Source organism: Mesorhizobium sp. M0077, from assembly GCF_040322955.1.
Classification (GTDB): Bacteria; Pseudomonadota; Alphaproteobacteria; order Rhizobiales; family Rhizobiaceae; genus Mesorhizobium.
In genome coordinates this window covers 68,836-81,214 of record NZ_JAMYUL010000001.1, presented here as the reverse complement: position 1 = coordinate 81,214, position 12,379 = coordinate 68,836, and the positions used below count along the sequence as shown (strand labels likewise).

At 63.2% G+C, this 12,379-nt stretch carries 12 protein-coding genes; 7 read left to right on the top strand and 5 right to left on the bottom strand.

What is annotated here, in order from left to right; all coding sequences use genetic code 11:
* Positions 1-32: 32 nt before the first annotated feature.
* The 3 genes from NKJ57_RS00375 to NKJ57_RS00365 all read right to left on the bottom strand — a co-directional run bounded on the left by NKJ57_RS00375 (position 33) and on the right by NKJ57_RS00365 (position 2,053).
* Positions 33-572 (bottom strand): copper chaperone PCu(A)C, encoded by a 540-nt coding sequence (locus NKJ57_RS00375; protein ID WP_023712310.1) that lies wholly within the window; start codon positions 570-572, stop codon positions 33-35.
* A 105-nt stretch (positions 573-677) separates the two neighbouring features.
* A complete protein-coding gene (locus NKJ57_RS00370) occupies positions 678-1,034 on the bottom strand; it encodes a DUF2946 family protein (RefSeq protein ID WP_352498278.1) in 357 nt (118 codons plus the stop codon).
* A 119-nt stretch (positions 1,035-1,153) separates the two neighbouring features.
* Positions 1,154-2,053, bottom strand: a complete 900-nt coding sequence (locus tag NKJ57_RS00365) for a GntR family transcriptional regulator (RefSeq protein ID WP_023692007.1) — start codon at positions 2,051-2,053, stop codon at positions 1,154-1,156.
* 256 nt (positions 2,054-2,309) lie between these two features.
* On the opposite strand from NKJ57_RS00365, the gene NKJ57_RS00360 reads away from it, so the two are divergent.
* The 7 genes from NKJ57_RS00360 to NKJ57_RS00330 all read left to right on the top strand — a co-directional run bounded on the left by NKJ57_RS00360 (position 2,310) and on the right by NKJ57_RS00330 (position 9,909).
* Positions 2,310-3,815 carry a UxaA family hydrolase gene (locus NKJ57_RS00360; RefSeq protein ID WP_023712307.1) on the top strand — a complete coding sequence of 502 codons (1,506 nt, stop codon included), beginning with the start codon at positions 2,310-2,312 and terminating at the stop codon, positions 3,813-3,815.
* Positions 3,816-3,868: 53 nt separating this feature from the next.
* Entirely contained in the window at positions 3,869-4,867 is a 999-nt protein-coding gene (locus NKJ57_RS00355; protein WP_023726438.1) for an aldo/keto reductase, read from the top strand.
* Between the two features lie 73 nt (positions 4,868-4,940).
* Complete coding sequence (locus NKJ57_RS00350) at positions 4,941-5,156, top strand: hypothetical protein (RefSeq protein WP_023669815.1); 216 nt, start codon at positions 4,941-4,943, stop codon at positions 5,154-5,156.
* A 12-nt stretch (positions 5,157-5,168) separates the two neighbouring features.
* Complete coding sequence (locus NKJ57_RS00345) at positions 5,169-6,161, top strand: ABC transporter substrate-binding protein (protein ID WP_023669816.1); 993 nt, start codon at positions 5,169-5,171, stop codon at positions 6,159-6,161.
* Between the two features lie 147 nt (positions 6,162-6,308).
* Positions 6,309-7,832, top strand: coding sequence for a sugar ABC transporter ATP-binding protein (locus NKJ57_RS00340; protein ID WP_023751427.1), 1,524 nt, complete (start codon positions 6,309-6,311; stop codon positions 7,830-7,832).
* A 23-nt stretch (positions 7,833-7,855) separates the two neighbouring features.
* Positions 7,856-8,821 carry an ABC transporter permease gene (locus tag NKJ57_RS00335; RefSeq protein WP_023669818.1) on the top strand — a complete coding sequence of 322 codons (966 nt, stop codon included), beginning with the start codon at positions 7,856-7,858 and terminating at the stop codon, positions 8,819-8,821.
* A 71-nt stretch (positions 8,822-8,892) separates the two neighbouring features.
* Complete coding sequence (locus NKJ57_RS00330) at positions 8,893-9,909, top strand: zinc-binding alcohol dehydrogenase family protein (protein WP_352510255.1); 1,017 nt, start codon at positions 8,893-8,895, stop codon at positions 9,907-9,909.
* 298 nt (positions 9,910-10,207) lie between these two features.
* Here the strand turns inward: NKJ57_RS00330 and NKJ57_RS00325 are convergent, their stop codons facing one another.
* Positions 10,208-11,059, bottom strand: a complete 852-nt coding sequence (locus NKJ57_RS00325) for a sugar phosphate isomerase/epimerase family protein (protein ID WP_023669833.1) — start codon at positions 11,057-11,059, stop codon at positions 10,208-10,210.
* Positions 11,060-11,182: 123 nt separating this feature from the next.
* Positions 11,183-12,370, bottom strand: coding sequence for a Gfo/Idh/MocA family protein (locus tag NKJ57_RS00320; protein ID WP_023826318.1), 1,188 nt, complete (start codon positions 12,368-12,370; stop codon positions 11,183-11,185).
* Positions 12,371-12,379: the final 9 nt, after the last annotated feature.

The window sequence follows — 12,379 nt, the reverse complement described above, 5'->3', positions numbered from 1 at the left end:
CCTCTCGAAAAATCGGTTGGCAAATTGATTGGTCAGTCGTTGTCTTCCAGGGGTGGCGCGCTGCCTATGGCTTGCACGGCAAACTCGACGGTCACGGTTCCGGCCTTCTCGAAAGTCAGCGTGGCGGCAAACATCTGGCCTTCTTTAGGCGGCTGCTTCAAATCCATGAACATCACGTGGTAGGCGCCAGGACCCAGCGTGATCTTGCCGCCCGCCGGAATGTCCAGGGCGCCACTGACCGGGCGCATGGTCATGACGCCATCCTTCATCCCCATTTCATGCAGTTCGGCCTTCCCCGAAATGTCGGAGGAAATCGACAGCAGCCGGTCTGGTGCGCTGCCCTTGTTGACGATGGTGAAATAGCCGCCGGCAACCTTGGCGCCGGCTGGCGTGGCACGGGACCAGGGATGCTCGATCTCGATGTCACCGGCCTTGAACTCATGCGCAAGGACGGAATGGGCGCCGACGAACAACAGTGCAAAGGCAAAGAGGGCGCTGCCGAGACGCTGCTCGATAGTGGTGAAGATAGGGGTGCTGCGGCGCAACGCGCCGGCATGACGAAAACGGGACATGGGTAGGCTCCATGAATATGAGGTCGCGCCTTTGTCCGGCTGCGAACGAGTTTATCATTGGATGATTATCGCCCGCGCGGGTTACGCCAAGCGAGCGGCGGTTTTTCAGCCCGCAAGCGGCGGGGCGCGCGGATTGGCCGGAGAGCGCTCACGCGTAACGTCGGGATGCCTGACTGCCGGCGGAAGAAACGCGACTGTTTCAAAAGACAGGCTCACCGGCGCCACGCCGACGCCTGCCGGCGGCGCATAGGCGACGGAGGCCATGCTGCAGCCGAGCATGCAGCATGCCGGCATGTGCGGCTGGTGCGGATCGCCGCCGGGAAGCTGGACCGCCCCCTCATGTGTACAGATGACGTTGCCGAAAACGTCGAGTTGCGAGGCATCCGGCGCAATGCCGAAAGCAAACACGCCGAGCGTCGACTGGAGCAGCAGCACACAGGCCGCGACAAAGGCGGCCGTCATGCTCCATCTCTTACGCCGGAAGTCCAAAGACCTGCCTCTTCACGCAGCAACGCTTGGATATCTAGCACGCGGCATGTCGGCGGAAAATCGCCAAATCATCGCTGCGGCAACGCGGCGCGTTAAGAAGCAATCCGACCGATTTCCGGGATCGACGTCAACAGCGTGTGGCGTGCCGACTTCAGATGCTTGCGGCAGGCGGCGTCGACCTTGCCGAGATCGCGCGATTTCAGCGCCGCGATGTAGGCGAGATGCTCGCTCACCGCGACTTCGTTGCGCTCGCGCTCCTGCGCCTTGTTCCACTGGTAGTGGTAGTGAAAGATCATGGCGATGACGTCGTAGAAATCGACGATGAAGCGGTTGTGCGACGCCCGGTGGATCAGCCGGTGGAAGCGCTCGTCTAGCTCAGAGAATTCGTTGAAGCGGATGGCGATTTCGCTGGCCAGAAGCCGGTGCTCGTCTTCCAGCCGGTCGAGATCCGCCCAGACCGGACTATCCCCAGGCAAGGCGGCAAAGGCCGCCGCCGAGCGTATCTCGAACATCTCGCGGATTTCAGTGAGTTCGAGCGCGAAGGCTCGCGTAAACCCCTTCAGCACCCAGTGGCTGTTGCGCCGCTTCTCGATCAGGCCGAAGCGGGAGAAGCGGATGAGGAACTCGCGCACGCTGGTGGTGCCGACGCCGATCTCGCGCGCCAGTTCGAGCTCGTTGATCTGCATGCCGGCCTCGGCGCCGCCAGCCAGCAATCTGCGCATAAACGACCGCTCGATGATCTGGGCCAGTGTGTCTGTCTCCTCCTCGGGGAAGAAATCATCCGGCTTCGGCGCCCTGAGCACTGTCTTGCTGCGTTTGTTCCACGCGATCAGCCCGGTCTCTTCCATGCGCGCCAGAATGGTGCGCACGGTGGTCCGGCTGACGCCGAGCAAAGTGCCCAGTTCCGGCTCCGACGGCAGGCTCTGCGTTTCATCGAGCAGCCGCAGACCCCTGTTGTAAGCGTCCTTGTAGACGTTGTTGCTCTTCGACATCCCTGCCCCGTTGCGCGCCGGCGCTTGCTGTGGCTGGCTTGAAGCGCGATATCACATATGTCCTGGCTCTCACCCGGCAGAGCAAACGCTCTGCGTGTCAGACGCCGCTCCCCACAAGCCAAGCGTCCATCGGACGCATGGTCTCCTCCTGAAAAAACAATTGACGCACAAATGTTTTTTCACGATAAAAGACATTATATGTAAACAGACGCGTGTCAATCCGCGCATCCCCAGGAACAGACCCAGGAAACTGCCCGTGAACGCCTCGAACAGCATTCTTCTGTCCCCCGCCGACAATGTCGCGGTCGCCAATGGCCGCATCGAGATCGGCACCCCTCTGCCCGGCGGCGCCGTCGCCACGGCCTTGATCGAGCCCGGCCACAAGGTGGCGATCAAGCCTATCGCCGTCGGCGAGGCGGTGGTCAAGTATGCCCAGGCCATCGGCCGCGCCACCCAGGACATCGCGCCCGGCGACCACGTCCATTCGCACAATCTGGTCTTCGAGTCCGGCCGTCTGCCGGTCGTGCCGCCGAGCGAAGCGGAGCATGCCACCGAAGCCGACCGCGCCCGGACATTCATGGGCTATCGTCGCGCCGATGGCCGTGCCGGCACGCGCAACTTCATCGGCATCATCGCCAGCGTCAATTGCTCGGCCACCGTCTGCCACGCCATTGCCGACGAGGCCAACCGCGTGCTGTTGCCGAAATATCCGGGGATCGACGGCTTCGTCCCGATCGTCCATGGCCAGGGCTGCGGCATGAGCGGCACCGGCGACGGCATGATGGTGCTACACCGCACGCTCGCCGGTTACACCCGCCATCCGAATTTCGGCGGCGCGTTGATGGTCGGCCTCGGCTGCGAGGTCAACCAGCTCACCCTTTACGGCCAGAAGGGTGCGGCGGCGGGAAAACGCCATTTCAACATCCAGGACGCCGGCGGTTCGCGCAAATCGGTCGCAAAGGCGATGGGCGTGCTCGCCGAAATCGCCGAGGAAGTCGGCCAGTATCAGCGCGAGCCGATCCCGGTCTCGGAGATCGTCGTCGGCCTGCAATGCGGCGGTTCCGACGGCATGTCGGGCATCACCGCCAATCCCGCGCTGGGAGCGGCGGTCGACATCCTGGCCGGCGTCGGCGGCATCGGCATCCTGTCGGAGACGACGGAGATCTATGGCGCCGAACATCTGCTCGCCTATCGCGCGGCAACGCCGGAGATCGCCAAGAAGCTCGACGGTTTCGTCAAATGGTGGGAGGACCATGTCGCCAAGCACGGCGCCTCGATCGACAACAACCCCTCGCCCGGCAACAAGCGCGGTGGCCTGACCACCATCCTGGAAAAGTCGCTGGGCGCCGTGGCCAAAGGCGGCCAGACTCCGCTCAACGGCGTCTTCGGTTATGCCGAAAAGGTCACCGGCAGTGGCCTGGTGTTCATGGACACGCCCGGTTACGACCCGGTCTCGGCGACCGGTCAGGTGGCGGGCGGCGCCAACATCATCGTCTTCACCACCGGCCGCGGCTCCTGCTTCGGCTGCCGGCCCACGCCGTCGATCAAGGTCGCCACCAACTCGACCATGTACCACCAGATGGAAGAGGACATGGACGTCAATTGCGGCGTCATCGCTTCGGGTGAGAAGACCATCGCCGGCATGGGCCGGGAACTCTTCGAACTCATCGTCGAGACGGCATCGGGCCGCAAGACCAAGAGCGAGGCGTTCGGCTACGGCGACAACGAGTTCGTGCCGTGGCACCTCGGCGCGACGCTCTAACCACCGACGAAAAAAAACGGGCTGCAACGACGGCTCACAAGGGGAGGCTTTGGATGGACAAACGCCGCATCGGCACGACTGCGCTCGAGGTAACCGAGATAAGCTTCGGCGGGGCGGCGATCGGCGGGCTCTACCGGGCCTGTCCGCGCGAAGCGGCGATGGAGACGCTGCAGACAGCCTGGGATGCCGGCCTGCGCTATTTCGACACCGCGCCCTTCTATGGCTTCGGCCTGTCGGAGCGGCGGACCGGCGATTTCCTGCGCTACAAGCCGAGGGATTCCTATGTGCTGTCGACCAAGGTCGGCCGCCTGTTCCGCCCGGTGCCGGAAGACCAGGTTCCCGATCATTCCTATGTCGACCCGCTGCCTTTCGCGCTCGACTACGACTACTCGTATAACGGCATCATGCGCTCGGTCGAGTTCTCCTATGCCCGGCTCGGGCTGAACCGGATAGACATCCTGTTTGTGCACGACATCGGCACCTACACACATGGCGTCGAGAAGACGAAGCTGCACTTTCGCCAGCTGATGGACGGCGGCTTGAAGGCGCTGGACGAGCTTAAAACGTCGGGTGTAATTTCCGCCTATGGGCTCGGCGTCAACGAGGTGCAGATCTGCCTCGACGTGCTGCGCGAAGCACCGCTCGACTGCATCCTGCTGGCCAGCCGCTATTCGCTGCTCGACCGCTCGGCTGAAGCCGAGTTGCTGCCGCTGTGTCGTGAGCGACAGACTTCGCTGATCATCGGCGGCGTCTTCAACTCCGGCATCCTGGCAACCGGACCGGTGCACGGCGCGCATTTCGACTATCTGCCGGCGACGCAGGACATACTCGAGCGTGTCGGCGCGATGGAGAAAATCGCTGATGAGGGCGGATATCCGCTGGCGGCGGCTGCATTGCAGTTTCCGCTGCAGGAGCCTGTCGTGGCCAGCGTGCTGACCGGAACGGCCAAGCCTGCCAACCTGACGCGCAACCTCGACCTGTTCGACGTCCAGGTGCCGCAAGCGGAATTCGCCCGCTACGCTCCCTACACCATCGTGCAGGAGCTCGGGTGACGAAACGCCACAATCACGGTTCTCAAGAAGGAATGAATATTCCATATTGACTCGACGGTGGAATTAATATTCCATGATGATCAAGGAGGATCGGGAGCGTCTGGACGTGGCACTGAGGATCGGCAGGGAGGTTTCCCCGCCAAGCCATGCGCAGGCCGATATGAAACACCGCTTGCGTCGGCCGGACCGATGCACTATCAAAAAGCGGCAACTGTTTTTTATTGATAAAGTTCTGTTTGGGCCGCGCCTATCCAAATGGAGCTTCCGTAACCTTCACCGGGCGATCTAGGGAGGATTCCTAATGAAATTCGTGACCAGCATTCTCAACCGCCGCTCACTGATGGCACTAGCTGCCGCCTCGATGCTTGCCGGCACGCTGCACACGGCGCCGGCTTCGGCGGCGGACGTGACCATTCCGATCATCGTCAAGGACACCACGTCCTTCTATTGGCAGATCGTCCTGGCCGGCGCCCGCAAGGCCGGCAAGGATCTCGGCGTCAACGTACCCGAACTCGGCGCCCAGGCTGAAACCGACGTCAACGGCCAGGTCTCGATCCTCGAGAATGCCGTCGCCGGCAACCCGGCCGCGATCGTCATCGCGCCGACCGAATTCAAGGCGCTTGGCAAGCCGATCGATGAAGCGGCCAGCAAGGTCAAGGTCATCGGCATCGACTCCGGCGCCGACTCCAAGGCGTTCACCTCGTTCCTGACCACCGACAATGTGCAGGGCGGACGCGTCGCCGCTGACGGTCTTGCAGCAGCCATCGGCGAAGCCAATGGCGGCAAGATCGAGGGCGACGTCGCCCTGATCACCAACGCGCCGGGCGCCGGTTCGCTGGAGCAGCGCAAGCAGGGCTTCACCGAGCAGCTGGCCGCGAAATATCCGGGGCTCAAGCTCGTCGCGGACAAATATGCCGACGGCCAGGCAACGACCGGTCTCAACATCGCCACCGACCTGATCACCGCCAACCCGAACCTCAAGGGCATCTTCGCGTCCAACCTGATCATGGCGCAGGGCGTCGGTCAGGCAGTCGCCGAGAACAACCTTGGCGGCAAGCTGGCGCTGGTCGGCTTCGACAGCGACGAGAAGCTGATCAAGTTCCTCAATGACGGCGTCATTTCCGCGCTCGTCGTCCAGGATCCGTACCGGATGGGCTATGACGGCATCAAGACCGCGCTCGCCGCCTCGAAGGGCGAGAAGGTCGAGGCCAATGTCGACACAGGCGCCAACCTGGTGACCAAGGCAAACATGAAAGACCCCAAGATCGACGCCCTGCTCAACCCGAAGCTCTGAGCCCGTCGACCAAAAATCCTTTCCGGGGCCTCGCGCCCCGGAAACACCGGATACAAGCTTGAATATCCACCGGCTTGAATCACCTCGACGATGCGGCTTGACTGCATCGCGACGTGCCAATCGTAAGGCCAATCTGGGAGGATTGTCATGACGCCCATGGCGCAGGAACTGCACCCGGCCCCAACGCTAGCGCCCGGCAGGACGATCCTCGAACTGCACGGGCTGGAAAAGCGCTATCCCGGCACGCATGCGCTGAAGCCCGTTCACCTTGCCTTCAAGGCAGGTGAGATCCACGCCATCGTCGGCGAGAACGGCGCCGGCAAATCCACCCTGATCAAGCTTCTGACCGGCGTCATGCCGCGCACCTCCGGCGATGTCATCTGGGAGGGCAAGCCGGCAGCGCTGGCAACCCCGCACGAGGCAATGGCGCTGGGCATCAACGCCGTGCATCAGGAGGTCGTGCTCTGTCGCCACCTCACCGTCGCCGCCAACATGTTCCTCGGCGAGGAGAATTCGCGCTTCGGCATCCTGCAGCAGCGCGCCATGGTCAAGGAAGCGCAGAAGATCATCGACGGTCTCGGCTTCGACCTGCCGGCGCATGTCATGCTGGGTGACCTCACCATCGGCCAGCAGCAGCTGATCGCCGCCGCCCGCGCCACCGTGCGCGGCACCAAATTCCTCATCTTCGACGAGCCGACCGCCTATCTCACCCGCAAGGAAGCCGACCAGCTGTTCACGCTGATCCGCAGGCTCAAGGGCGAAGGCGTCACCATCATCTACATCAGCCATCGCATGGAAGAGGTGTTCGAACTCGCCGATCGCGTCTCGGTGCTGCGCGACGGCACGCTGGTCGGCACTCGTAACATTGCCGAGACCAATGACGCCGAGTTGGTCAAGATGATGATCAACCGCTCGATCGAGCAAGTCTACCACAAGGAGCATTTCACCCCCGGTGCCGTGATCGTTGAAGCGAAAAACCTGTCGGGCAAGGGCTTCGAAGACGTCTCGATGACAGTGCGCGCCGGCGAGATCGTCGGGCTCTATGGCCTGATCGGCGCCGGCCGCAGCGAGTTTGTCACCACGCTTTATGGCCGCCACAAGAAGTCGGCCGGCCAGATCCGCTGGCAAGGCAAACCGGTGCTGATCAATTCCGAGCACGACGCGATTAAGCTCGGCATGGCGCTGGCGCCGGAAAGCCGCCGCGACCAGGGCCTGTGCCTGAACCTGCCGGTCGGCCTCAACCTCAACTTGCCGATCTACAAGCGCATCTCCAACAACCTGCTGATTTCGAACACGAAGGAAAAGGCTGAAGCCGATCGCCAGATCGCCGGCCTCCGCATCAAGACGCCGACACGCGGCGCGCTGGCCTCCAGCCTGTCCGGCGGCAACCAGCAGAAGATCGTCATCGGCAAATGGCTGGCGCACGGCGCCAAGCTGTTCATCTTCGACGAGCCGACCGTCGGCGTCGATGTCGGCACCAAGGCCGAGATTTACCGCCTGTTCGGGGAACTGTTGTCCAAGGGCGCCGGCATCATCCTGATCTCGTCCTATCTGCCCGAGGTTTATGAGCTCGCCGATACGCTGCACGTGTTCCGGCGCGGCAAACTGGTCGCCAGCCATGGCTTTCGCGCCGCCAGCCACGAAGACGTGCTGACACAGGCGATCGGCTGACAAAACAAGAAACGGGAGGAACCATGAGCATCGAAACCGCCGCGATCGAAAAACCGAAACGGAACTACAACGTCCTGTTCGGGCTGACGCTTCTGGCGTTGCTGGTTCTGCTCTGGATCGTGCTGTCGGTGGCGACGCCGAGCTTCGCGTCCTCCAACAACATCGCCAATCTTTTGCGGCAGGGCTCGATGATCGCCATCATGGCGGTCGGCCAGACCTTCGTCATCATCACCGGCGGCATCGACCTCTCGGTCGGCGCCGTGGTCGGCTTCGCCACCGTCATTGTCGCCATGATGATCAATGCCGGCTTCCCGATCTGGGTCGCCATTCTGGTGACGCTGCTGGTCGGCGTTGCCATCGGCCTGTTCCATGGCTTCGGCATCGTCAAGATGGGCCTGCCGCCCTTCATCATCACGCTGGCGACGCTGACCTCGTTGCGCGGCATCGGCCTGTTGATGACCAACGGCAATTCGATCAACATCAACAGCGACAGCTTCACCGCGTTCTCGCGCAGTTCCTTTGTCGGCATCCCCAATCTGTTCTGGATGGTGATCCTGGTCGGTATCCCGGCCTACATCTTCCTGCACCACAGCCGCTGGGGCCGCTATCTCTTCTCTGTGGGATCCAATGCCGAGGCCTCGCGCCTCTCGGGCGTCAATGTCCAGCGCACCATCTACATGGCCTACACGCTGTCGGGCCTATGCGCGGCCTTCGTCGGCGTGCTGCTGGCGGCGCGCATCGGCATCGGCAACCCGACCCAGGCGGAAGGTTGGGAGTTGCAGGCGATCGCCTCATCGGTGATCGGCGGCACCTCGCTGTTCGGCGCCGTCGGCTCGGTGCATGGCCCACTGCTCGGCGCCTTCATCCTGGCCACCATCAACAACGGCGCCAATCTGCTCAACGTCAACTCGTTCTGGCAGCGCATCATCACCGGCGCGCTGATCATAATCATCGTCTATTTCGACGGGCTGCGCCGTCGCGGCAAGTAATTCTCCCTGACCTTCTGCGCCGGCCTGCTTAACAACGGACCGGCGCCTTTGAGAAACACTGGAATTGCCGAATGAAAGCTGTTGTCTGCCGCTCGCCCGGCGAGCTTGTCCTGGAAGACCGGCCGGCGCCAGGAGCGCCACCTGCCGGCTGGGCGCTGGTCGCCGTCAGCCATGTCGGCATCTGCGGCACCGACTACCACATCTTCGAAGGCAAGCACCCGTTCCTCGCCTATCCCCGCATCATGGGCCACGAAGTGTCGGGCACCGTCGTCGAGACCGGCGAAGATGTCGACCTTGCCGTGGGCGAGCCCGTCATCATCAATCCCTATCTCGCTTGCGGAAAATGCATCGCCTGCCGGCACGGCAAGCCGAATTGCTGCGTCAGGATCGAAGTGCTTGGCGTCCATCGCGACGGCGCCATGGCCGAGCAGATCCTGGTGCCGGCGCAGAATCTTTATCCGGCAAACGGCCTATCGCTGGCCGACGCGGCGGCGGTGGAATTCCTCGCCATCGGCGCGCATGCCGTGCGGCGTGCCCGCGCCGAACCAGGCGCCCGCACCCTGGTCATCGGTGCCGGGCCGATCGGCCTTGGCGCAGCGCTATTTGCGCGCATCGCCGGGCTCGATGTCAGCCTGCTCGACATGAGCACGGAGCGGCTGGATTTTGCAAAAGGCGAACTTGGCTTCGCCACGCTCGACGGCTCACAAAAAGCGGCAGCCGAACTGGTGCGCGAGGCAACCGGCGGCGAAGGGTTCGACATCGTCTTCGACGCCACCGGCAACACCGCCTCGGTGCAGTCGGCCTTCGCACATGTCGCGCATGGTGGCACGCTCGTGCTGGTCAGTGTCGTCAAGGACGACATCGTCTTTTCCGACCCGGAATTCCACAAGCGCGAAATGACATTGATCGGCAGCCGCAACGCGCTGAAAGTCGATTTCGATCACGTCGCCGCCTCGATACGCAACGGCGCCGTGCCTCTGGCAAAACTCGTCACCCACCGCACCACGCTGGCCGGCACGCCGGATGATCTCGCCCGCTGGGCGCATGAGAAATCGGGGTTGATCAAGGCTGTGATCGAGGTGGGGTAAGACATCCGAAAAATTTGGTGGAGCGATAAGTGCCGAGTTAAGGCAGATCGCATACCTCGGCGATTTGCGAAAAGGCCCGTCGCTTCCTCATCCACGGGCGGAGCAAGGAGCGAAGCGACGCGGCGCAGACCCGAGGACATTCGGTGACGTCTGCGCTAGAATCCAGCGGTGCAAAAAGAGGCGTCCATTCGCATCTCCTACTTGCACCGCTGCGCGCGCGACAGTCGCGGCATGGGTCCTCGGGTCTGCGCCGCGTCCGCTGCGCTCCCGCTCCGCCCGTGGATGAGGAAGTGAGCGGCTAAGCCGCCCGCTTCCACCCATCCCTGATATGCCTGTATCCCTCGCGATAAACTGCCTCCGGCGTCTCGGAAAAATCCCGCCACACCTTGGTCGCCGCCGCCAGATCCTTCAGCGACCTGCCAAACGCCTCGATCGTCAGCCAGTCGTCATAGCCGCTCTTGCGGATGGCCGCGAAAGTCTCTTTCCACGGAATGTTCCCGCGTCCCGGCACGCCGCGATCGTTCTCCGAAATGTGGATGTGCACGACATTCCTGCGGTGCTTCGTATAGGCGCCGATCGGGTCGGCTTCCTCGATATTGGCGTGGAAGGTGTCGTACATCGCCTTGATGTGCGGCCGGTCGATGGCATCGACGTGCTCGGACAGATCGGCCATCGTGTTCAGCAGATAGCACTCGAAACGGTTGAGCGCCTCCAACCCGATGGTAACGTTCCGCTTGCCGGCATGATCGCCAATGGCGCGCTGCGAGGCGATCGAGCGCTTCTTCTCGGCAGCGGTCGGCCCGCTGCCGGAGAAGGCGCCGAGCGTCGAATGCAGCGGCCCGCTCAGCGTACTCGCGCCGAGCGCCTGGGCGCAATCGATCGCCCATTTCATGTAGCCGATGCCGGCCTTGCGGGTCACGGCATCCGGCGAAATCAGATTCATCGCCGGGTCGCCCATCGCCGTAACAGCCGTGCGCTCCAACCCGATGCGGTCGAGCAAATCGCCAAGCTTCTTGTAGTCCTCTGGCGTGCCTGAGAAGATCGGTATCTCGACGCCGTCGAAGCCGGTCGCCTTGATGTCGCGCAGCAACGGCTCGTGTTTCTTAGACACGGAAGTCGTCCACAAAAACATGCACATGCCGATTTTCATCGACAGCCCCTCCCCATTTGACGGCGCGCTGGTTTCTTTCGCACCTCGCACCATGCGCCCTCATTCGGCCGCTTAGCGGCCACCTTCTCCCCGAAGGGAGAAGAGACTTGGCGCCGGCGCTACCTAAAGTTTCGTCCACGCCCCGTTCTTCTTCGACGACTTCACGCAGGCCTCGATGAACGCCATACCTTCGACGCCGTCCTGGATGGTCGGGAACACCACGTCCTTGCCCGGTCTGCCGCCCTTCTTGCGTGCCGCGCGGATCGCGCGCGCCGCCTCCTGGTAGATGTTGGCGAAGCCTTCGAGATAGCCTTCCGGATGGCCAGACGGAACGCGGCTGACGCGTCCCGCAACCGGCAGCGCGCCGGCGCCGTTGCGGGTGAGCAGCTGCTTGGGCTGGCCGAACGGCGTGTACCAGAGATAGTTCGGATCGGCCTGCACCCATTCCAGCCCGCCTTTCGAGCCATAGATGCGCAGCTTCAGCCCGTTCTCGTGGCCGGGCGCCACCTGGCTTGCCCAGATCATGCCCTTGGCCGGATGCACCTTGCCGACCGGCTTGAAGCGCAGCATGACATTGACATTGTCGTCGAGCAGTCGCCCCGGCACGAAAGCGTCGAGATCGGCCGACAGGGAATCGAGCTCCAGACCCGAGACGAAGCGCGCCAGATTGTAGGCATGCGTGCCGATGTCGCCGAGCGCGCCGCCCGCGCCCGCCTGCTTGGGGTCGGAGCGCCACGCCGCCTGCTTCTGGCCGGTGGCGGCAAGATCCTCGGTCAGCCAGTCCTGCGGGTACTCGGACTGAACGATGCGGATGTCGCCAAGCTGCCCCTTGGCCACCATCTCGCGCGCCTGCCGGACCATCGGATAGGCAGTGTAATTGTGCGTCAGCACGAACACCTTGCCGGTCTTTTCAACCACGGCCGCGAGCTTCTTGGCCTCGGCCAAAGTCGTCGCCAGCGGCTTGTCGCAGATGACGTGGATGCCCGCCTCGAGGAAGGCCTTGGCCGCCGGCACGTGCACATTGTTGGGGGTGACGATCGCCACCGCCTCGATGCCGTCCAGGCGCTTGGCCTCGGCCTTGGCCATCTCGGCATAGGAGGTGTAGCTGCGCGCCGGGTCGAGACCGAGTTCGGCGGCGGAAGCCTTGGCGCGCTCGGGACTGGCCGACAGGGCGCCGGCCACCAGCACGAAGTCATTGTCCATGCGCGCCGCGATCCGGTGCACCGCGCCGATGAAGGCGCCTTGGCCGCCGCCGACCATACCATAGCGGATCGGGCCGCCCCCCGCTTCCGACTTCGATGCGCCGACCATGTCTTTCTC